The organism is Chitinophaga sp. 05T412 (assembly GCF_056396465.1).
In genome coordinates, this window is sequence record NZ_JBFTLN010000001.1 from 411,905 (window position 1) to 434,518 (window position 22,614).

General features: G+C 45.2%; 15 protein-coding genes. 8 read left to right on the plus strand and 7 right to left on the minus strand.

Features of this window, described 5'->3' with window-relative positions; all coding sequences use genetic code 11:
• Positions 1-5 precede the first annotated feature (5 nt).
• From AC1DFM_RS01585 to AC1DFM_RS01600, 4 genes are all read right to left on the minus strand, one after another.
• Entirely contained in the window at positions 6-3,302 is a 3,297-nt protein-coding gene (locus AC1DFM_RS01585) for a TonB-dependent receptor (protein WP_477074972.1), read from the minus strand.
• Positions 3,303-3,526: 224 nt separating this feature from the next.
• Positions 3,527-4,540 carry a FecR family protein gene (locus tag AC1DFM_RS01590; RefSeq protein ID WP_477074973.1) on the minus strand — a complete coding sequence of 338 codons (1,014 nt, stop codon included), beginning with the start codon at positions 4,538-4,540 and terminating at the stop codon, positions 3,527-3,529.
• A 56-nt stretch (positions 4,541-4,596) separates the two neighbouring features.
• Positions 4,597-5,139, minus strand: coding sequence for an RNA polymerase sigma factor (locus AC1DFM_RS01595; RefSeq protein ID WP_477074974.1), 543 nt, complete (start codon positions 5,137-5,139; stop codon positions 4,597-4,599).
• A 161-nt stretch (positions 5,140-5,300) separates the two neighbouring features.
• A complete protein-coding gene (locus tag AC1DFM_RS01600; protein ID WP_477074975.1) occupies positions 5,301-6,203 on the minus strand; it encodes an AraC family transcriptional regulator in 903 nt (300 codons plus the stop codon).
• Positions 6,204-6,432: 229 nt separating this feature from the next.
• On the opposite strand from AC1DFM_RS01600, the gene AC1DFM_RS01605 reads away from it, so the two are divergent.
• The 8 genes from AC1DFM_RS01605 (at position 6,433) to AC1DFM_RS01640 (ending at position 19,306) form a co-directional block, all read left to right on the plus strand.
• Entirely contained in the window at positions 6,433-7,317 is an 885-nt protein-coding gene (locus AC1DFM_RS01605) for a sugar phosphate isomerase/epimerase family protein (RefSeq protein ID WP_477074976.1), read from the plus strand.
• Positions 7,318-7,335: 18 nt separating this feature from the next.
• On the plus strand, positions 7,336-8,502 hold the full coding sequence (locus AC1DFM_RS01610) for a mandelate racemase/muconate lactonizing enzyme family protein (RefSeq protein WP_477074977.1): 1,167 nt from the start codon (positions 7,336-7,338) through the stop codon (positions 8,500-8,502).
• Positions 8,503-8,526: 24 nt separating this feature from the next.
• Positions 8,527-9,012 carry a VOC family protein gene (locus AC1DFM_RS01615; protein ID WP_477074978.1) on the plus strand — a complete coding sequence of 162 codons (486 nt, stop codon included), beginning with the start codon at positions 8,527-8,529 and terminating at the stop codon, positions 9,010-9,012.
• A gap of 3 nt (positions 9,013-9,015) precedes the next feature.
• Positions 9,016-9,969: a 2-hydroxyacid dehydrogenase gene (locus AC1DFM_RS01620; RefSeq protein WP_477074979.1), complete on the plus strand. Its 954-nt coding sequence runs from the start codon at positions 9,016-9,018 to the stop codon at positions 9,967-9,969.
• Between the two features lie 79 nt (positions 9,970-10,048).
• The gene (locus tag AC1DFM_RS01625; RefSeq protein ID WP_477074980.1) at positions 10,049-10,921 is read left to right on the plus strand and encodes a ThuA domain-containing protein; all 873 of its coding nucleotides are present in this window, start codon (positions 10,049-10,051) and stop codon (positions 10,919-10,921) included.
• A 39-nt stretch (positions 10,922-10,960) separates the two neighbouring features.
• Positions 10,961-14,155: a PVC-type heme-binding CxxCH protein gene (locus tag AC1DFM_RS01630; protein ID WP_477074981.1), complete on the plus strand. Its 3,195-nt coding sequence runs from the start codon at positions 10,961-10,963 to the stop codon at positions 14,153-14,155.
• Positions 14,156-14,640: 485 nt separating this feature from the next.
• Positions 14,641-17,778, plus strand: a complete 3,138-nt coding sequence (locus tag AC1DFM_RS01635; protein ID WP_477074982.1) for a SusC/RagA family TonB-linked outer membrane protein — start codon at positions 14,641-14,643, stop codon at positions 17,776-17,778.
• A gap of 28 nt (positions 17,779-17,806) precedes the next feature.
• The gene (locus AC1DFM_RS01640) at positions 17,807-19,306 is read left to right on the plus strand and encodes a RagB/SusD family nutrient uptake outer membrane protein (protein WP_477074983.1); all 1,500 of its coding nucleotides are present in this window, start codon (positions 17,807-17,809) and stop codon (positions 19,304-19,306) included.
• 114 nt (positions 19,307-19,420) lie between these two features.
• Here AC1DFM_RS01640 and AC1DFM_RS01645 read toward each other — a convergent pair whose 3' ends face one another.
• The 3 genes from AC1DFM_RS01645 to AC1DFM_RS01655 all read right to left on the minus strand — a co-directional run bounded on the left by AC1DFM_RS01645 (position 19,421) and on the right by AC1DFM_RS01655 (position 22,596).
• A complete protein-coding gene (locus AC1DFM_RS01645; RefSeq protein ID WP_477074984.1) occupies positions 19,421-20,524 on the minus strand; it encodes a PEP/pyruvate-binding domain-containing protein in 1,104 nt (367 codons plus the stop codon).
• A 261-nt stretch (positions 20,525-20,785) separates the two neighbouring features.
• On the minus strand, positions 20,786-21,622 hold the full coding sequence (locus AC1DFM_RS01650; RefSeq protein ID WP_477074985.1) for an endonuclease/exonuclease/phosphatase family protein: 837 nt from the start codon (positions 21,620-21,622) through the stop codon (positions 20,786-20,788).
• A gap of 11 nt (positions 21,623-21,633) precedes the next feature.
• Positions 21,634-22,596: a BT_3987 domain-containing protein gene (locus AC1DFM_RS01655; protein WP_477074986.1), complete on the minus strand. Its 963-nt coding sequence runs from the start codon at positions 22,594-22,596 to the stop codon at positions 21,634-21,636.
• Between the last annotated feature and the right edge of the window lie 18 nt (positions 22,597-22,614).

The following is a 22,614-nucleotide window of genomic DNA, read 5'->3' on the forward strand; positions in this document are numbered from 1 at the left end:
TTGGTTTACAGGGTCAGGTTAATACCGAAGTTTACGCTTCGCTGCTGCGGGTAATAACCTCTGATATCAGACGGAATTTCCGGATCAATATCTTTCAGCCTGGAAATGGTCAACAGGTTGGCTGCTGCCACATAAACCCGTATTTGTTGCAAACGGGCACGTTTGAGCAGGCCATCAGGCAGAGAGTAACCCAGTACAATGTTCTTCAATTTGATATAGCTGGCATCGCGGAGCCAGAAAGAAGAAACCTTGCGGTTATTTGCATTTCCTCCAGGCACGGGACGTGGATATTTGGCATTGGTATTTTCAGGCGTCCAGTAATCCAGCAGGGATTTGGGTGAATTAGCACCGTTGAAGAACGGCACTGATAGTTCCGGGCTCAGATAAGTATTGAAATTTGCAGCGCCCTGCCATAACATGCTACCATCAAAACCCTTCCAGCTAAAGCCCAGATTCAACCCGTAGATCAACTCAGGTATCTGGCTTTTGCCGATGGCTACACGGTCGTTGTCATCCACTTTTCCATTGCCATCGATATCGGCATATTTGATATCACCGGGTTTAACCTGGCCAAATTGCTGTACGGGTGATTTTGAGATCTCATCCTGACTTTGGAAGATGCCAATAGCTTTAAGTCCGGTATATTGATCAAACGGCCGACCGGTTTTACGCAAGGCAGGCAGAATGTTCGCAGCTTCATCCATATAAATGATCTTGCTACGCACGGCCGTGAATGTGCCTTTCGCATTGAAGTTCACCTGTCCTATTTTACTTTCGTGTCCCAGCTCCAGCTCAAAGCCGCGATTATCTACAATACCGATATTCTGATCAGGCAATTTTTCACCGAAAGTGCCCGGTACCGCATCTTTGCGGGGTAGGAGAATATTTTTCGTGCGTTTGTAGAAATAGCCGGCATCAATCGTCAATGCCCTGTTCCAGAGTGAGGCTTCTACGCCAAAATCATTGGTAGTAGCTGTTTCCCAGGTAATATTAGCATTTGGATAACCGGTAGTAAAAATGCCACTTACCGCTTTGCCATCTATGATGTAGGTAGAGGTTATGTCCTGACCATTATCATTCTTGCCATTACCTAAATAGTAGGAGGGCATATATTGGAACATCCCAACACGGTCGTTACCAAGTTGCCCGTACGATGCTTTCAGTTTCAGGTACTCCATCGCCCGGATATGGTCTTTAAAGAAATTTTCTTCAGAAACTACCCAGCCTGCAGAAATGCCAGGGAAAAAGCCCCAACGTTTATTCTTTGGGAAATTAATTGACCCATCGTAGCGGAAAGTGGCAGTCAGCAGATACTTATGCATCCACCCATAGTTAATACGTCCCGCAACCCCGCTACGGCCATCAATGCTCGCCGTACCATCATTATTCAAACCGTTCTGCGAACCTGCAAATAGCTGGTCCAGGAGCGCACTGGTGTACTGCTCGCGGTAAGCCGAAAACACATCCGAATTATACTTATAGTTCTCCCAAACAAATGTAGCGTCCACATTATGCAGACCAAAAGTTTGTACATAATTCACAATAGCCTGCGTGGTAATGCCCAGACGTTGTTCATCTTCCTGCTTAAGGCTAATACTGCCCGATTGTGTTATCTTATCGTAGTCCTTGCTGGTGGCATTGTATTTATAATAGTCATAAGGTGTGAGGAAGTTTTTGGTGAACCTGTAGCTTTTATCAAAGGCTGCCACCCCTTTTATGGTAAGGCCACTTATGCCTGGTACGTCATATTTAAGCGATAGGTTACTTTGAAAAATATTCCATTGTTCATTACGATAACCGCTTGACAGTGCATCCAGCGTAGCATTAACACCACCGGTAGATCCACCGGGCAATCCATTGGGATAGAAAGCGGGGTCCATCGGTTTGGCGCGGAGAATGGAATTAAAAATACTGTTGGTAGCCACTCCCGGTGCCTGGCGATTCTCAAAGCGTCCGGCCAGATCCACACTCACATTCAGGCGACGCCCGATGTTAGCATCTAAATTGGAGCGGAAATTATAGCGCTTAAAATTACTTGATTTGAACAAGCCATCCTGGTCCAGGAATCCCAGGGACACAAAATAGCGGGCTTTTTCACCTCCACCACTCACACTCAGATCGTGTTGCGTTTGCATGGCCGATTTGGCGTTAGTTTCCTTCCACCAGTCGGTATTTGCCAAATTGCGCAAAGGGTCAGGGTTGTCGCGCACGGTAGCAATGTCTGCTTCGGAATAAAGTGGTTGCTGTCCATTGGAACGCAATCCATCGTTATACATCTGCATATATTCGGTGCTGTTCAATAATTTGGGATAGCGTGTTGGTTGCTGGAATCCGGCAAAACCATTGTAAGAAATAGTAGGTACGCCTTTACTACCACGTTTGGTAGTGACCAGCAATACGCCGTTGGCCGCACGGGCGCCGTAAATGGCCGCAGCGGAAGCGTCTTTCAATACCGTCACAGTTTCAATATCTCCCGGGTTTAGCTGCTCATAGGCACGTGGAATACCATCAACGATCACTAACATCGAATTGTCTCCAAAGGTACTTTTACCTCTGATACTGATATTGGACTGATCGTTTCCGGGTTCACCACTTCTTTGTACGGCAATGATGCCGGGCGCGCGTCCTACCAGTGAATTGGAAAGATTAGCGGTAGGCATCTGACGCATATCCTTACCACTGATAGTGGCAACAGAGCCAGTAAGACTTACTTTTTTCTGGGTACCATATCCCACTACCACCACTTCATTCAGCCCCTTGGGATCTTCCTGCAAAATGATATTGATCGAAGTATTACTATTAATGGGAACCAATTGCTCCAGATAGCCCATATAAGTGAATACCAGATTACCGGTACCAGGGACTTCCAGCGTAAATTCACCGTTGGCATTGGTAATAGTCCCTTTCTGCGTCTTATCCACTCTTACGCTCACGCCCACCAGTGGTACACCATTTTTGTCTGTCACCTTTCCATTTACGGAGATATCCGCTATGTTCAAATCATTGGGTGCAATTACAAAAAGGTCGCTTTTTAGCAAGCGAAAATGGAGATCGGTATTAGCCAAAGCCTGTTTCAATAAGTCCTCTACCGGCGCCTCAGTAACCTGCACTGAAACTTTTCCATAGGGAGAAATGGCATCGTCATTGTAAACAAAGCGGCAGTTGGCCTTTTTCTCCACTATTTTGAGTAGCTTCATAAGACTCACCTGCTCAACGTGGACAGTTACTTTGTTGAGCTGCGAATAGCCTTTGGCGGATACTTGTAAACAGCCTGCCAGCAACAGGAAAAAGGATAATTTCATAACGAAGAATGCTTGTTTCGGTACTATTGGGACATATGTTCCCCAATGAAAAAAACTCTCATCTTTTTTCATAACTTTGATTATTGATCAATAAATAAAAACACAGGTACCCGCTTTACACACGGTGCCTGCAATTGTTGGTCAGTTTTTAGGGGAAATGTTAGCGCATTTCCCTTTTTTCATAAAGTGATTTACAGCTAAGTTGTTTTTTTCATGTGCATTGTTTACTGGTTGATAAAAATATCATTGTCACTGATGTAATACTGAAATGGGGCGGACATACGTAATGCCGACATTGTTTGACTAATCGTTTCCTTATCGAAAACAGCCGTGAACCGTAACTGCTTTACATTTTCATCTCTGAAATGTATTTTCACATTGTAGCATCGTTCTATCCGGGAGGCTACTTCTCCAAATGTTTCATGGTTGAATACCAGCTTATTGCTACGCCATAGTGTTTCTGTGATTACACTATCCACATCAGGTGAAGAGAAAGCCTGACTTACCCGTACAATTTCGTTGTCCGGCACCATAGCGGCTGGCTGCCTGACTGTTATTTTTTGCCTGGGCTCCCGAAGCAATATTTCCCGCCCCTCTTTTTTGATGGTAACAGCAATGGAGCCACTTACCAGCAGCATCTCTGTTACACTATCTCTTTTATAAGCCCGCACATTAAACGCGGTGCCCAACACTTTTACATCCGCCAGATTGGTATGAATAATAAAAGGACGTTGTTCATCATGTGTGACATCAAAGTAGGCTTCTCCCTCAAGGGTTACCTCCCGGGTGCGCGATTGAGACAGCGAGTTATATGTGAGCCTGCTGCCGGCATTTAGCCATACCTCCGTACCATCTGCCAACCGGCTATGCACCAGATTCCCATTATGTGCCACCAGTTCGTGAGAGGTAGCCGGCCAAAATAGCCACCATGCAGCAGTCCCTAAAGCAAATAAAACCACCGCGGCGGCCACTCGCATTGCACGTCTGTATAAAGGCAGACGTATAACGGAGGCCGTTTTTAACGGTTGTATCTCCTTATCAATCATTTGCCATAGCGCATCCCTTGCCTGCATTGCCTCTACAGTATCGGGAACGGGCGCCTGACTCACTTCGGAAAGATCCAATTGTTCATACCACGCCATGATTTGCGCCAGCTCTGCGGCCGTGCATTCGTTTCGATCGTACTTTAACAATAATACCCGGATCTCTTCCGGACTAAATAATGGATTATCTGCCATATAGATAGTAGAGTCGGATCAGCATCGCGTTTGTACCTAAGCGGGAATAAAAAAAGTTAGAAGGAAAGAAGCTCCCCCACCCGGTTGCGGAGTCGATGGATGGCCGCGCTGATCTGATTGCGCACACTTTGATCGGATAAGGATAACTGTTTTGCAATAGCCGCTGATTGCAGACGCTCATCACGGCTTAGCAGAAAAATCTGCTGCATTCTTTTGGGCATGAGGGCTATTTCCTGCCGGACAATCCGTTCCAGATCCCGGTAATTGACGGTATCCATTACACCACCATGTCTACCATCCGTATTGAGCAGGTGCTGATTATAGAAATTTCGTCTCACCTCCATGGAACGGTAAAAGTCGATTATTTTGTAGTTAAGAGCGGTCAAAAAATAGTTGGCAAAATTGGTTTCAATGACAAGCGTTTCTCTATGCTTCCAGCAGTGCAAAAATATTTCCTGCAAAATATCATTAATCTCTTCCAGATTGCCGAGCTTTCTATATGCCCTGCCATAAAGTATACTCCAATACTTTTCATAGATCCATCTGAAAGCCTCCTCGCTCCCTTGTTTTAACAAATGTACAAGTTCCTGATCTGACAAATGGTCCAAATTTGCACTCCTTTTTTTTGTACAAACATAATAAATAAAATGCTGGTTTCCACTCCTGAAGTAGCTATTAAAACGATCTACAGGCACTTCTTCATTTGCCTTTTTTTCAAAAATTGATACCGGATAATAAGCAGGCGCCCCCTATCAAAGCACTATTCTCCCGTAGGCCGAAAACTGGGAGAACTGACATTACTTTCCATTAAATCCTTACGGTATTCCCTGGGTGACTTTCCCTGATAAATTTTAAATTGTCTGTTAAAGTAGGATATGTTATCAAACCCACACGCATAGCATATTTCAGAGATCCCGTTATCTGTACCTATTAACAACTGGGTAGCATGACTAATCCTTGTTTCATTTACAAATTGGGAGAATGTCTTATTGGTTCTTCTTTTAAAATAACGGCAAAATGCGGCCTCATTCATGCAGGCCAGAGAAGCGGCTGATTTGCTATCTACCTCATTATGGTAGTTCTCCAGTACATATTTAAAGATAGATTCTAACTTCTTCGAATCAGCTTCCTTATAGTGCACCTTTCTGGGATCATCTGTTAACAGCATCACACTTTCTCTGTTTCGCAGCGATAGTTCATCCAGAATCTGTAAGAGTATCACCAGGTTTTTCATTTGCTGATTAGCCTGCAATTGAAAGAACAGGTGATTGACGGAAGATGATACCTGCTGGAATTTTATTCCATATTCAGATAACTGCATCAATTCTTTTATCTTTCTTAATTCCAGCTTATCAAAAAATTCTTTACCCATGAAATCAGCGGTAAACTGTATAATGATAGCATGAGCTACTTCATCGCTGTCGGCAGGCGTATTATCATTGCAGAAGCAATGCACCAATCCCGGACCGAACATATAAATCTCTCCTTCCCGGTAATTCATGACCTTATTACCTGCGTATACTTTTCCGGCACTTTTTACAATCAAGATTAATTCGTGCCCGTAATGAAAATGAAAAGTATTAGTAAAACGCGGCTGACGAAACTCTTTAATTACAAAACTGGCATCTTCCGGTGTAGATATATGTCGATAAGCAACTTTCATGACGTCTTTTTTAATACACTATTTATTCCCGGACACCCAAAATCCAGCAATAAGATAAATATTGTATCGATTTATTGCAAATGAAGTACTTTTTTTTCACCGGAAGTCTGAATAAGTTTGTAAGACAAAGACTTTCTACAAAGGTTCCCGTAATGAAATCCTGTACTGGTAGCACAGTTACTAACAGGCGCCTGCGAGATATTAAATCACCTTTACATATTAAAGCGTTATGGAACTGGGGATACACAATTGGATGCGCTCCGAAACAATAGCCACCACCATACGGCGAATAGCTGCATTGGGATATACGAAACTTGAAATTGCAGGAAGCCCTGAACAGTATGACACGAAAAGTGTCAGAAAATTACTGAAGGATCATGGATTGTCCTGCTGGGGGAGCGTAACACTAATGCTGGGCGATCGCAACCTCCTTGCGAAAAATGAAGCCCAACGGGCAAAATCCGTGCAATATGTAAAAGACGTCATAAAAATGGTGAAGGAGCTGGAGGGGCATATGGTATCTGTTGTGCCCGGCACCGTCGGAAAAATTGTGCCCGATGGAAGGCCCGATGAAGAATGGGAATGGGCGGTTAACTCCATGAAAGAAATTTACGACTATAGCGAGGCGGCAGGCATATTGATAGGCATTGAACCTATCAACAGATTTGAAACCTATTTTATCAACAACGCGGATCAGGCACTGGCATTGGCGGCGGCTGTCGGACCCAGGTGTGGTGTTTGCCTGGATACGTTTCATATGAATATCGAGGAAACAAACATGTTTGACGCCATCCGAAAATCCCAGGGAAAACTGACTGGTTTTCATGTGGCAGATAACAACAGAATGGCGCCAGGAATGGGCAACCTTAACTGGAAGAAGATCATAGATACCCTGAAAGAAGTGAACTATAATGACGTGCTTTCTGTGGAATTCTGTGCCCCACTGGATCGTACACCGGCCAACCCTTATCCGGATGCCATTGATGAAAATCCGGAGGACCTTTCAGCGGAACAGGAGAAATTTCTACAGGACCATGGCAGCACTTCCGTAACGGATGAATTTTATACCATGCTGACCACCCAATCATTTAATACTTTATCAAAACTTATCTAAAGAATCAACTGCTAACAGATGAAAATAGCTAATGTAGAAGCATTTTGGTTGCGTTGTCCTGTTCCTAAAGAAAAACAACATACTTCAGACTATGGACTATTGGCCAATTTTGATATGACGCTTGTTGTAATTACCACAGAAAATGGTTTGCAGGGATTTGGAGAAGCCAAGGCAGCAGTTGGATCTTCGGGGGTATGTGCCTCCATTGTAAATTGTATTGAAAATGAACTGAAACCAGGTTTAATAGGTAAGGATGTCAAAGATATTACCCGTCACTGGGAAGAAATGTATAATGGCACCCGCGATCACTATGCTTTGTCGAGGGGGCGGAAATTCCCTATCCTGGGTAGAAGGGGACTCACCGTATCTGCGATGAGCGGTATTGATACCGCCCTGTGGGATTTAAAAGGGAAAATGCTGCAAGTGCCGGTGATGGACTTACTCGGTGGCGCCTGCCGCGATAAAATGCCGGCATATGCCAGCGGAGGCTGGGCCGATGAAAAGCACATTGGCGCGCAATTAGCCGGTTATGTAGACAAAGGATTCAGGAGTGTGAAAATGCGTGTAGGCGTGATGGACAAGACCGTACAAAATAGCATCAACAGAGTAAAAGCCGCGAGAGCCGCTTTAGGACCCGATATCAAACTGATGGTCGATGCACATGGCACCTTTAGTGTTCCGGAGGCTAAACAATTTTGCAAGGGCGTGGAAGATTGCAACCTGTACTGGTTTGAGGAGCCCATCAGTCCCGATAATAAACGGGGAACGGCAGAAGTGCGGGCTTCTACACATATTCCCATCGCAGCAGGTGAAAGTGAATACACCAGTTTTGATATCCAGGAATTGCTGGATATCAGAGCCATTGATGTCATACAACCAGATGCAGCCATCATTGGCGGCATATCGGAAACAATGCGCGTGGCACACCTGGCCAGCGTACATCAACTGGAGCTGGCGCCACATTGCTGGGGTTCTGCCTTTTCTTTTATGGCTGGATTGAATGTAGCATTTACATCACCAGCAGCTACTATTATTGAATTTTCATTAGGTGGCAATCCGATGATGTATGAGTTGGTAAAGGAACACATTACCGTGACAGATGGGATGATCGGGGCGCCCACAGCACCAGGATTAGGAGTAGCGCCAGACTGGGATTTTGTACGGGAATATCAACAAAATGTTTAGAAGTGACATTGTAAAAAACTATTCATGGCCAGAGCACTTAAAATTAATCACGTAACACTGATTGTAGACAACCTGGAAAAAGCAGGTAATTTCTATCAGCATGAATTGGGTCTGGAGCCGCTTGCCTCCTTCCGGTTTGATTATCCTGTAATGTTTTTCAAATTCAATGAACACGAGCAATTACATATTTCCGAATGGGAAGACAAAACATCCTTTCGTGGACATATCTGCGTACAGGTAGATGATTTTAATAGTCTTTTCTTCCGCATGAAAGAACTCAATATAATTGACATCCAGCCCTGGGGGAAGGTGAGAAAACTGCCTGATGGCGCCATGCAGATGTTTGTGCGTGATCCTGCCGGCAACCTGGTGGAAATATCTTCTACACCGGATGCTGAAATCGATCCCCGGATATTTACAGATGAACTTTATGAAGAAGGATTGTATGTATCCAACAGAAACGACTTCAGAGGGTACCAATCTGATGATGCCACTTTATATCATAAATAGCCGATGAAAAAAAACGTACTGCTGCTTGAAACCATTGCAGACAAAGCATTAGCGGTGCTGCAGGAGCAGGTGAATGTATTCACAGGATATGATGAACGGAGCCTGCAGGAAGTCCTGACCAACACAGACATTCATGCCATCATTACCCGGGGAAAAGGACTGATCAATGAACCGCTGATAGCTGCCTGTCCGCATTTGCAGGTGGTAGCCAGATGCGGCGTAGGACTGGACAATGTAGATGTTGCAGCAGCAACGGCCAGAAAGATCCTGGTGATCAATGCACCAGGCAGTAATGCCGCTACTATTGCCGAACATACGCTGACCCTCCTGCTGATGCTGATGCGAAATATGTATGAATCGGTTTCACAAGTGAAGCAGGACAACTGGAATTGGCGCAGTCAATACACTGGTGATGAACTGGACGGCAAGGTACTCGGCATATTGGGCATGGGAAATATAGGAACCCGTGTAGCCCGCCTGGGAGAAGCTTTTGGAATGGAGGTAGTATACTGGGGAAAATCTGCGCAGCAGCAGCTGCCTTACAAATACATGGGGATGGAAGATATACTTGGATACGCAGATGTTATCAGTCTTCATCTCCCTTTAACTAAAGAAACAGATAAAATCATAGGAGCAGCACAACTGGATGTAATGAAGAAAGGATCACTATTAATCAATACAGCCAGGGGCGCACTCATTGATCATGCAGCATTACTACAGGCATTGAATTTACAAACCATCTCAGGCTTTGCCGCGGATGTACTGCCAGAAGAGCCACCGGTGCCGGGTCTTGAGATTGTACATCATCCACGTGCCATCATTACACCGCATTCGGGCAGCCTTACAGCAACTACCTATCAGAAAATATGCTTACTCACAATCAACAATGTAGTAGCTGTACTGACAGGTAATACACCAGCACCGAACAGTATATATAATCGTCAGGCATTGCTATAATAATTGCTCAACTATGGCCATCACTTTTTAATACGATCAGCATTGTAGCTAAAACGGTCATTCTTAAATTATTTTTTAGATGAAACATATTTGCATTTGTTTGTTGGTCCTGGTAACCGTCGGCATGACGTGCACCAGCCAGCTCTTTGCCCAGTCTTCCTCAAAAAGGAAGCAGCCACTGGTGGTTTTCGTAACGGGAGACCATGAATACAGCAGTGAAGCCACCATGCCGTTAATTGCGGCTGCACTGGAAAAAGATTACGGCATGAAAACCATTGTTCTCAAAGCCGCTCCTGACTACAACAGCGAAGAAAATATTCCCGGGCTGGAAGCTTTAAAAGAGGCAGACCTGGTGGTTTTCTTCTTGCGCTGGCGCCGCCTTCCACCAGAACAACTGGCTCATATTGAAGCTTACCTGAAAAGCGGCAAGCCAGTAATGGGCTTCCGCACCACCACCCATGCCTTCCACTTTCCCGAAGGACATGCCAGTGAAAAATGGAATGCCTTTGGAGAATTTGCCTTGAATGCTCCTCCGGGTTGGGGAGGGGCCGCCAAACATACCCATTACGGACATGAAAGCAGCACAGACGTACACATCATTCCTGCACAGGCAAATAATCCTATACTGACAGGCGTAGCCACCAACTTTCATGTTCGCTCCTGGTTATACCGGGTGTTACCTGATTACCCTGTGAAAGGCTCCACCTGGTTACTGATGGGAAAATCTGTAAATCCTGATAAAGAAGCCATCGAAAATCCCGTGGCCTGGACGGGCACCAACGCTTTCGGCGGCCGGATTTTTATGACAACCATGGGGCATCCGGAAGACTTCAGACAAGAACCCTTTCAGCGCCTGGTGATCAATGCCATCTATTATGAGCTCGGACTCAAAGTTCCAAAAAAATGGAAGGGCAAAATAGATATTCAGGTGCCCTACCGCGTAGCACAATAAGCAGATAACGCTTCTTCTTTCCATCTAAATTTATCAGAGATGTCCAAACTATTAAAACTTGGCATTTATACCTCCCTTATTCCCGTAATAGGGGCGATCATGATACTCGATGCATGCAAATCAAAAAAGCAGGCGCCGCTGACTATTTCCGCGACATCACATATTTCGCTGATCGGTAATAATCTGGGATCGAGGATGATAAATTATGATAATTTTGAAACGGAGCTATTTGTCCGTTATCCGGATTACAAACTACAAATCCGCAACATGTGTGATGGCGGAGAAACACCGGGATTCCGGCCACATTCCGCCAGAAATTCTCCCTGGGCTTTTCCGGGTGCAGAGAAATATTGTCCGGAACTGGCGAAGGAAGTGCAAACCATGGACAACCCAAGCCAGGGCCGTTTTGAAACGCCGGATCAATGGTTGACCCGACTCAAAACAGATGTGATTATTTCCTTCTTCGGCTACAATGAATCATTTAGTGGAAAAGAAGGACTGGCCAACTACAAAGGTGAATTGGACGCCTTCATAAAATGGACGTTGAAGCAAAAATACAATGGCACCTCAACGCCTCAATTGGCCGTCGTTTCACCCATTGCGTTCGAAAATCTTTCTGATAAATATGATCTGCCGGATGGCCGCAAAGAAAATGAAAACCTTGCCTTATATACCCAGGCAATGAAAGAAGTGGCCGATGATAATAACGTATTATTTGTGGATGCATTTACGCCTTCACAAAAATGGTATAAAGACACTAAAACACCTTTAACGATCGACGGTTCACAATTGAATGAAGAAGGATATAAAAAGTTGGGCCTGCTGCTGGTAGACGAGATCTTCGGGAAAGTTCCTGCAAAGTCTGAAGCGAACAGAAAGCTGGTGCATGATGCCGTAACGGAAAAAAACTGGATGTGGCTCAACGACTATAAAATCCCGAATGGCGTGCATGTATATGGTCGCCGGTATGAACCCTATGGACCGGATAATTATCCTGCAGAAATAGCGAAAATCAGGGAGATGACAGCTATCAGAGATACCGCTGTTTGGCTGGCCACATCCAAAGGAGTGAAAATGGATATTGCCGCCGCCGATAAAAATACCGACATATTACCGCCTGTTAAAACTAACTACAACCCTGCTTCTGCCAAAAGTGGAAGTCTGCGGTACCTCACTGGCAAAGAAGCGGTGGGCAAACTCAAAGTACCACCTGGCTATAAGATTGAGCTTTTTGCTTCCGAGGAACAGTTCAAAGACCTCGCGAAACCGATGCAGATGTCGTTTGACAACAAAGGTCGTTTATGGGTGGCCGTGATGCCAAGCTATCCGCATTATAAACCGGGAGATGCCAAACCCAATGATAAAATTATTATCCTGGAAGATACCGACCATGACGGGAAGGCGGATAAAGAAACGGTTTTTGCCGATGGCCTGCATCTGCCCATTGGGTTTGAGATTGCACCGGAAGGAGTATATGTTGCCCAGGGTACTAATCTTAAACTGTTGATAGATACAGATGGCGATGATAAAGCGGACAAAACCGAGATCCTGCTCAGTGGCTTCGATGATCACGACACCCATCACAGTAACCATGCTTTTACAGCAGATCCTTCAGGCGCCATCTATTCCGGGGAAGGCGTTTTTCTACAAACACACGTAGAAACTTCTTACGGAACTGTTCGTGCCTCCAACGGTGGCTTTTACAGATATGATCCGCGACGCAGAAAACTGGAACGTACTGCGCAAATGGCCATCCCAAATCCCTGGGGTATTGCGTTTGATGACTGGGGACAACCCTTCTTTGCAGAAACATCCAGCCCGGATATGCGTTGGATGCTTCCCGGAACAGTGTTGCCACGGTATGGTCAGTTTACCCATAAATCGATCCAGCTGATAGAAGAGAAACATAAAGTACGACCTACATCCGGCCTTGAATTTGTATCCAGCCGCCACTTCCCGGATGAAGTACAGGGCGACTTCCTCATCAACAACACCATCGGATTTCTGGGCACAAAAGAACATACCCTGGAAGATGACGGCACCGGCTACAAAAGCCATCACAGAATGGATCTGCTGGTAAGCCAGGACCCCAATTTCCGACCCGTAGATATGGAGTTTGCGCCCGATGGATCATTATATGTGATCGACTGGCATAACATTCTGATCGGGCATATGCAGCATAATGCACGCGACCCGTTGCGGGACCACTCCCATGGAAGAGTATACCGCATCACTTATCCGTCAAGGCCGTTGGTAAAACCAGCCAATATAGCCGGAGCTTCTATAGACGAACTCCTGGAGAACCTTAAACTACCTGAATACCGGACCCGTTACAGAACCCGTCGCGAACTAAGAGGACGCGATGTATCTGAAGTACTGACCAAATTGAAAACCTGGGTAGCTCATCTGGATAAAAATGATCCACGATATGAACATCATCTATTGGAGGGCTTATGGGTGAGTTGGGGAATGAATAAAGTAGACCCCGATCTTTTAAAACAGGTACTTAAAGCCAAAGATTATCATGCCAGGGCAGCAGCAGTAGAGGTAGTGCGTTATACCGGGCACCAGGTTCCTGATCAGGCAGATCTGCTGATGCAGGCAGTGAAGGATGAAAATAGCCGCGTACGCCTGATGGCAATCGTGGCCGCCTCATGGATCGGTAAAGAAAAAGGACTCCCCATTTTAGCAGTCGCAAAGAAATTGCCACTGGATGAATGGATGATCCACGCATATGAAACAGCAGTAGCACACTTAAATGGAGAAAATGTGAAGAAGGAAAAAGAAGAAAATACGGCCACTAGTCTAAAAGGTAATGACCTGGCGCTGTTTAACCAGGGAAAGAAAATCTACTCCATAGAAGGATATTGCACAACCTGCCATCAGGCAGATGGTAAAGGATTGCCCGATTCGGGCTTCCCTCCGCTTGCCAGCTCCGGATGGGTAACAGGCAATGAAGAAAGGCTGATCAAAGTGGTCATGAAAGGAGTGCTGGGCCCAATAGAAGTAAATAACAAAATATATCCCGGCCAGGTACCCATGACACCCTTTGGCGGATTATTAAAGGATGATGAAATTGCGGCGGTGTTAACCTATGTCCGGAATTCATTCGGGAACAAAGGAACAGCCATTTCTCCCGAAAAAGTAAAAGAGATCAGAAAGGCTATAGAAAGCAAAAAGGATTTTTATTCCGCTGAACAGCTGCTGAAAGAGCATCCCATTGAAAAGAGATAACCCGATTTCACCGTTGTGTTCTTTTGGTAAATTACTATTCCACTTAGTGAAAATATCACAAGGATCTATCGGATTGCATACTTAATATTGTAAGGATAACTAATTATAAAAACATACAACCAACAATTTTTCCACGAATACCAACCCAATCAGCGCAAAGAAACAGCCAGCAATAATTTCATTTTCCAAACAAGTATAGATCGAAATATTCAACCCAAAACACTGTACTTACATGAATAGCATTTGTCGTATAACAGCAGCAATCACAGTATAACTATTATCCGGGCGCACAGACAACCGCGATAATCCCGTTCGCATAGGCGGGTACGTAGCCTTCATTTTGTGTGCCAGGAGTATCAATATTCCTGACAGACAAAGTGTTGAATTGCCCATTAATTAATCTTTCCGTCTTCAAAAATTGGCTTCTTAACAAATGTATCCGGCAACAGGATACGATTATACTTAAACCACATAATTTTTAGACTATGAAACATTTTTTCACGGCGACTTTTAAAATAACGGCGTTGCGTCAAAAAATTATTTATGCTGTCGTTCCCTTACTAATGGGAATAGTGATGCAGCTGCACGCCACCAATCCAACAACATTAAATGATCCCCACGCATTGCTCATGGATGTTCGTGGCAAGGTGGTGGAAGAAAGTGGTATTGGCGTTCCCGGCGTGAGCATTAAGGTGAAGAATGTCAATAAGGCCACCACCACCGATGCGGATGGAAAATTCAGCATTAAAGACCTCAATGCGGATGCAGTACTGATTGTTTCTTATATCGGCTATGTTACCCAGGAGGTGACGGTCACTTCCACAGACATGCTGATTCAGCTGGTTCCACAAATTAAAAAGATAGACGAAGTAGTGGTGGTAGGTTATGGAACGACTAAAAAATCAGATCTCACCGGGGCGGTTGGTACTGTTAAAGCAGAAACACTTCAGGAGCGCCCTGCCTCTTCGTTGAATCAAAGTTTGTCGGGCCGCGTATCAGGCGTAAACGTATCTTCCAATTCAGGAAGGCCTGGTGGCAGAACCAATATTCGTATCCGTGGATCAAGCTCGCTGAGTGTTTCCAATAATCCGTTGTATGTAATAGACGGCGTGATCCTGAATACAGCAGATCTCAGGAACGGTAGCTCCCCCATTGATTACATCAATCCAAATGATATTGCTTCCATTGAAGTATTGAAGGATGCCTCCTCCACTGCCATCTACGGAGCCAGGGGCGCCAATGGGGTGATCCTTGTGACCACAAAGAGAGGTAGTTCCGGCGGGGGAAAAATCACTTATGATCCTGATTTCAGCATCGGCGTATTACCTAAAAAGCTGGCACTGCTCAACTCAAAGGAATTTTTAGCGGTGGAAGACCTGGCTTATGCCAATGCACAAAAATATGACCCGGTTGGATGGGCGACAGGAACAAAATATACAGACCCCAAAACCAAACGTACTAATCCCAAACTATTTGATGCACAGGGAAACCCGCTCTATGATACGGACTGGCAGGACGAATCATTCCAAAAGGCTTTTACACAAAATCATCAGCTTGGTTTTACAGATGGCGATGAAAAAAGAAGTATGGGTGCTTTTTTAAACTATCGCACGCAACAGGGACTGGCGCGAGGCTCCTGGCAGGATCGGTATTCCGGTCGCCTGGTGTACGACAGCCAGATCAAGGATTGGTTAAAGGTAGGTGGTACTTTGAGTTATAATGATCAGCGGGAGAAACAGGTAGATCAGCTGGATGGCGGCGGCATTACGATGATGCGTCAGGTATTGGAAGCCCTCCCTATTATCCCCGTAAAATATGCTGATGGCACCTGGGCAAGCAACAGAGACTACCCCGGAATGGAAGGAGGCGACAATCCTTTAAGGGTGGCTGCCGACAGAATTTCTATTCTGCATACCCAAACACTCCTGGGCAATATGTATACAAACATTCATCTGGCGCCGGGACTGGAATTGAGATCAACGCTTGGTGTCAATATCATCAACCAACGGGAAGATTATTTTGCTGCCAAAGGAATGCAATATATTTCCGACAACGGAGATGCTTCCGTGAACAATAACCGGTACAATTCCTGGCAATTTGAAAACTACCTCACCTACAACAGGCAGTTTGCAAAAGTACATGCTTTAACTGCCATGGCTGGGGTATCCTGGCAGCATATGGATCGTTTTGAAAATCAGGCAACCACCCAGGGCTTCACCGACTCTTACTACAGATACTATAATCTTGGCGCAGGGTCCAGCCCCCAGCCGCCATCTTCAGTAGGGATTGCCAATGGATTAAATTCCTACTTTGCCCGTGTTAACTATGGATTTCGTAATAAATACCTGGTCACCTTTACGGGTCGTATAGATGGATCTTCCAAATTCGGAAGAGACAATCAGTTTTCTTACTTCCCTTCCGCGGCACTCGCCTGGAGAGTGACAGAAGAAGATTTTATGAAGAATATCCCGGCCATCTCTAATCTAAAACTCCGTACCAGTTATGGCGCCACCGGTAACTCCGAAATACCCGCTTACAGAGCACTTGCCGGCCTGGGAAATTATAGTGTAGTTTTCAATGGAACACGCAATTCCGGCGTAGGTATTGATCGTATCGCCAATCCAGGTTTGCAATGGGAGAAAACAAAACAAATCGATTTCGGTCTTGAACTGGGCTTATTTTCCAACAGACTGAATCTCGAATTGGATCTATACCGCAGAAAAGTAGATGGCATGTTACTGGATGCTCCTTTGCCATATACCACTGGCCGTGAAAAAATCTTCTCCAATATAGGAAGTATGGAAAATAAAGGTATCGAGTTTGGCATCAATTCTACCAATATCCAAACGGAGCATTTTTCCTGGAGCACCACCTTCAACATCTCCATCAATAAAAACAAAGTACTGGCATTAGCCAATGGTGATATCTCTTCCGGTAATGGTATCATCCGGGTGGGAGAACCGGTGGGCTCTTTCTTTGGAAGGGTTAGTCTTGGCACCTGGGGCAGTAAAGAGGCAGAGGAAGCAAAAAAATACAATATGCTGCCGGGTGATATAAAATACAAAGACATCAATAACGATGGTGTCATCAATGATCAGGACAGGGTTATCATCGGTAAAGGTATCCCCGACGGATACGGCACCTTCCTGAACACCTTCCAGTATAAAGCCTGGTCGCTCACAGTAGACCTGCAATTCATGTATGGCAATGACGTATTGGACAGGAGCATCCATTCTGCAGAAGACAGACAAGGTATCGCCAACAGTTATAAAACCGTACTTAATGCATGGACAGAAACGAACCAAAATACACCTATCGCGCAAATACGCCCCATTAATGCCTATTACACCACCAATAACGACAGCCACAAAGTAACAGATGGTTCGTTTATCCGTGGCCGTAATTTGCTACTGGCCTATTCATTCCCATCAAAAACAGTTAGCGCATTAAAGCTTAGTCGCTTACGGGTATATGCTTCCGTACAGAATTTTTTCCTGGTTACGAAATTCAAAGGGTATGATCCTGAAGTTTCCAACTCCAGCTCACCTTTTGATCAGGGCCTCACCCTGTATGATTATCCGAAGCCAAGGGTATTTATGTTGGGGCTTAATGTGGGTCTATAATATTCTGCCATCTCTTCAAAAAAAAATTATGAAAGCATTAATAAAATACGGACTGCTGGTGTTAATGACCGGAACCTTATCGATGACCGGTTGCCGGAAATTTTTAGATGAATCCGACCCCAGCAACTATACAGAAGATACTTATTTTACCAAACCCGAACATGCAAGAAGCTCTGTGAACGCTATATACGCCAGCTTGCGTGATCCCATGTCCGGCGATTTTGGCGGCGCTCCCTGGACTATGACAGAATTTGCTACGGGGCAGGCTGCCACAGATCTGGGGCAGGCTGTAAACAGTTATTTCATAAAAGACCTGCATAATACAGCGGATAATGCCTACGGAGAAAACTACTGGAAGAATTATTATAAGGGCATCACCAATGCGAATTTGTCTATTGCCAAAATACCCGGCATCAAGATGGATGCAGCAGAAGCTAAAAGCCTGTTAGGCGAAGCCCACTTTTTACGGGCATGGTACTATTTCAACCTGGTGCAAATGTTTGGAAACATTCCCCTGATCACTGCCCCCGTTGATTTGAAATCAGATCAGCTAAGACCCAAACAGGCGGCTCCGGAAGAGGTGTATAAGTTGATTGTGGATGATTTAATAAACGCAGAAAACGCCGGATTACCCTGGGTAGATCCCAGTGGAAAAGTATGTTTAGGCGCTGTAAAATCATTGCTGGCAAAAGTATACCTTACTATGGCCGGGTACCCCTTACAAAAGGGAACACCCTATTTCGACCTGGCAGCCAAAAAAGCAGCAGAAGTATTGGATTCAAAGCAGTTTAAATTATTTGACAACTACGACGACCTGCATAATCCTGCAAAGAAAAATGTGGACGAGAATATTTTTATGATCCAGTATAAAACGCAGGTCATTCCCGGCAGCTGGCAATCACTCATCATTCCTTACAATAAAAATATTTCTGCTTATTCCGCTGAAACAGGAGGCATCTACGCCACCGCGGATTTTGTAAAATCATATGCTGCCGGAGATAAACGCGCAGCAGAAGGGCAATTCTTTTTCACCAAATTTACCAACCAGGATAACAGAAATCTGGTGGTAGACCTGGGCGGATATTTCTTATACAAGCTTTTTGATGTAACAGCGCAAACGACTACCGCCAACAGCGATTTGAACTGGTCTTTGATCCGTTATGCCGAGGTATTACTGATATATGCGGAAGCTGCCAATGAAGTAAGCGGACCAGGTATTAAAGCGTATGATGCGGTTAACGAAATCCGGGCAAGGGCAAAATTGCCAGCATTAGCAGGGCTTACCAAAGAACAGCTGAGAGAATCCATCTGGCGTGAACGCTGGTATGAACTATGCTTTGAGAACGTTACCTGGTTTGATATGGTACGTCTTCGCAAAGCATTCAATCTAACTACTAAAGGCTTTGATAACTATGTAGGTCATAAGTTTTCTTATGGTCCGGTGCTGACAGAAAGAGAATTGTTATTTCCAATCCCCAGCAGGGAATTGCGCAATAATCCTAATCTGATACCGACAAAAGGATATTAAAAGAACGTTTTTTAAAAGAAGATGGCAGTATTCTTACTGCCATCTTTTTGCTGATGATATACGCCTTTGTTGGCAAAAATTAAGTATGATTAGCTCATCTGCTTATCGCGGCCATCAGGAATAAGCCATCTCCGCAGGATCAGGTATGAGGGACTTCAGCATGGCTATTTTTTTTCTGAAATCCGGTACTTGTCCCTGAACACCTACGATAAACATTTCATTGGTTCGTCCATCAATTGCCCATTCAATGTTCATAGGTACCCAATAACCTTTTTGATAAGTACATTTCTTCACGGCATTCACCCACTCTGCCAACCTCAAAATTTGTTCATCTGTTAAACAATACCGGCATTGCATTCCTTTTTCGGTAGGTATGATAGTGGCTCCTTCTGATGGGTGATCGCCATAGATGATCATCCGGCTTTTATCTCCCATTCTTTTTTCAATGACCGGAATAGAAAGCACACCAGGTTTCCCGGCTCCGGATCTTAATACAATAAATTCATCTGGTGTCACTTCTTCTATCTTCAGTAATGCTGCCGGGCCATAGGCACCATTAATGGCCACGGCGCCGGTAAATTGTCCGCCGATATCAAGCGAGCAAGCCAGGCCAGCAGCGGCCAAACCGGGGCGAATCATTTTTTGCACACAAACAGATAAGCCGGTATTAAAATGCCGGAGCCCAAGACCATCGCGATAACTGATGGCCTCCGTTGTGAATAAAGCCGCAAAACAATGTTTGATCGTTTCCAACAGCGTAGCTGATCCTCTCACATTTGTATATATCTGCTGTTTAGGCGCCAACAATAATCCCGATATGTCTTCATCTATCACAGAAGGATACAAAGCAACTTCCGCATCATCCACCTGAAATTGCGCTGACAATTTGTTATAGGCCGTAACAAGTTGCCACTCCAACTCCGGGGGAAATGCTGCTTTCATGATCAGCCGCCTGATCTTCATAGATGCATTACGCACAGCGGCAGTGCCTTTTCCGGCAATATCCAGCAGGCATTTTCTGATTTCAGGTTCCAGGTGATTACATAATAAAAATTGCCGGTATGTCAGGGCCGTGACCAAAAAACCATTGGCGATATTTATCCCCTGATTACCGGGATGCTGCATCATCTCTCCCAACATGGCGCTTCTGATGCCAATTGATTCAGCATCTCCGATGCCTACTTCCTGAAGTGGTACTACATACTTAGCTAAACTCATCTCCAACAGATTTTGATGACAATTATTAATACCCGCTTTTCAAATGACGGAGCCCGCCACCAGATTTTCAGCAGCCAAACAGGTATCCTATACTATAAAGACAGTCAAAAAATGAAACAGGTGCAGTGGGTTGATATTTTTTTTGAGATGAATGAAATCGGAGATGAATACTGTTTTCATTGACTCGTTGTGCATAAATGCAACGGCTGCTTCCGGTGAAGGAAACAGCCGCTGCGGCATTCATCGTTTATCCGTTCTTTGCTAATTGATACTAATGGTAGCTACTACTGAACAATGATCAGATGCATATACTTTTTTCTCCGCCAGATATCCCGTCAACGGCTGATAGGAGCTTACTGAAAAGCCGCTATTGGGTGTTGTCATGATATAATCGATTGTACGGTCCGGCTTATCCGACGGGAAGGTAAGCGGGCATTGTTGCACACAACCGAGGTTCATGAAACTCCGGATAATATCCATCGTCTGAGACGTGGGCACTGCATTAAGATCGCCGGCCATGATGAGTGGCAGATCCAGTCCTGCTACGATCTTCTTCAGCTCCGCCGCCTGTACTAACCGGTTATTTTCGGATGCCAGATGATCCAGGTGAGTAGAAGCAAAGTAAAAATCCTTTCCATCTTTATTGACTTTAATCATGGCCACAGAGCGGAACTCTCCACTTACATTGGGATCTACCGGCAAGGCATACCGTTTGGTTTCCTTAACAGGCAGCCGTGACAGCACCGCATCGCCGAACTGCCCTCCGTAGACATCAATGGCTTTCGTATAGAACCATTCCATGCCGGTAAGGGCGGCCAGCTCTCTGGCCTGATGTACGGTGGAACCGGTACGACTGGTAAACGCGTCCACTTCCTGCAAAGCTACCAGGTCCGGCTGTTGTTCGTTGATCACTTTGGCCAGCAGGGTCAGGTCGGCCGGTGCACCAGTACTGGCGCGGGCGCCGTAGATGTTGTACGTCATCACCTTCAACCGGACTTTCTCTTTTACCGGCGGCGTGGGTCCTTCGTCGTTCTTCCTTCCGGATTTACTGCAGGAAAATAATACCAGCAACAATCCTCCTATGAGGTATCTGCGCATAGGCGTGTCAGTTAAAAAGCGTTTATTTCAGCCATATTAGTCAGGTAAGTATCTCCCTGACTGGTATTGATGGTAAACCGGAAAAACCTTGCCTGACGGGCATACGCCAGATATATGGTGCTCAACTTAACATTATCCAGCGTAAATGTTTCCGTATAGTCCCATACGTTACCATCAAGGCTTGTTTCGATAATCATGTTTTTAGGATTACCCGTAGCTTTTAACTCACCGGTTTTCTTATCGGTCCTGCCAGTGATAGCAAAGCCATGAACCTGCTGCGCCGTTTGCATATCAATGGTGAGGATATGTGGCGGCCCCGGTTTGGATGCTTTCCACTCGGTAGTCCAGTAGGTATCATCGTTGCCATCCAGCGCATGAATCGCATGCCCGTTGGCAGCACCTTCGCCGGTAGGCTCTTCAGAAGACACCTTCGTTATTTTCCACGTTTGACGGTCAAACTGCGGGAACGGATTACTGGTATATTTTGCATTGATGAGGAAATAAGTGGTACGCAGCGCTTCATTCACTTTTGCATTGGTCGTAATGCTGACCGGCAGCAGGTAATTACCTACGCCGTCCAGATTATCCGTCTTTACCCTGATGATCAGCGCCGGTGTGCTATATCTGCCAGCGGGGATTACTGAGCTGGATTGCTCCAGCTCGTAAGTCCCCTCCGGTAACAAGGGATAATTAGTATAGTTTTTTGTATTGAATTTTTCCACCAGCGAAGGGTCGGTACGGAACTGTACCTGGATATCTGCACCAGGCGAGTGCGGACCGCCGTAGTTGGCGCCGTATATAATTGAATCCGTAGTAGCTGAACGGGCAAAACTATATACGGCCGGATTATTCACCGCCTGCGGCATATATATCATGGCGGTGCTATCGGAAATATTACGAAGCAGGTCCTTATTGTGACTACAGCTGGCGAGCAACATAGCCATACCACCCGCTGCCAATATTTTCATTTTCATGTTGAGTCGTTTGAGATC

Excerpts from the sequence above, each read along its gene's own strand:
- AC1DFM_RS01585 (WP_477074972.1), bottom strand. The coding sequence starts at position 3,302 with ATGAAATTATCCTTTTTCCTGTTGCTGGCAGGCTGTTTACAAGTATCC.
- AC1DFM_RS01590 (WP_477074973.1), bottom strand. The coding sequence starts at position 4,540 with ATGGCAGATAATCCATTATTTAGTCCGGAAGAGATCCGGGTATTATTG.
- AC1DFM_RS01600 (WP_477074975.1), bottom strand. The coding sequence starts at position 6,203 with ATGAAAGTTGCTTATCGACATATATCTACACCGGAAGATGCCAGTTTT.
- AC1DFM_RS01605 (WP_477074976.1), top strand. The coding sequence starts at position 6,433 with ATGGAACTGGGGATACACAATTGGATGCGCTCCGAAACAATAGCCACC.
- AC1DFM_RS01610 (WP_477074977.1), top strand. The coding sequence starts at position 7,336 with ATGAAAATAGCTAATGTAGAAGCATTTTGGTTGCGTTGTCCTGTTCCT.
- AC1DFM_RS01615 (WP_477074978.1), top strand. The coding sequence starts at position 8,527 with ATGGCCAGAGCACTTAAAATTAATCACGTAACACTGATTGTAGACAAC.
- AC1DFM_RS01620 (WP_477074979.1), top strand. The coding sequence starts at position 9,016 with ATGAAAAAAAACGTACTGCTGCTTGAAACCATTGCAGACAAAGCATTA.
- AC1DFM_RS01625 (WP_477074980.1), top strand. The coding sequence starts at position 10,049 with ATGAAACATATTTGCATTTGTTTGTTGGTCCTGGTAACCGTCGGCATG.
- AC1DFM_RS01630 (WP_477074981.1), top strand. The coding sequence starts at position 10,961 with ATGTCCAAACTATTAAAACTTGGCATTTATACCTCCCTTATTCCCGTA.
- AC1DFM_RS01635 (WP_477074982.1), top strand. The coding sequence starts at position 14,641 with ATGAAACATTTTTTCACGGCGACTTTTAAAATAACGGCGTTGCGTCAA.
- AC1DFM_RS01640 (WP_477074983.1), top strand. The coding sequence starts at position 17,807 with ATGAAAGCATTAATAAAATACGGACTGCTGGTGTTAATGACCGGAACC.
- AC1DFM_RS01645 (WP_477074984.1), bottom strand. The coding sequence starts at position 20,524 with ATGAGTTTAGCTAAGTATGTAGTACCACTTCAGGAAGTAGGCATCGGA.
- AC1DFM_RS01650 (WP_477074985.1), bottom strand. The coding sequence starts at position 21,622 with ATGCGCAGATACCTCATAGGAGGATTGTTGCTGGTATTATTTTCCTGC.
- AC1DFM_RS01655 (WP_477074986.1), bottom strand. The coding sequence starts at position 22,596 with ATGAAAATGAAAATATTGGCAGCGGGTGGTATGGCTATGTTGCTCGCC.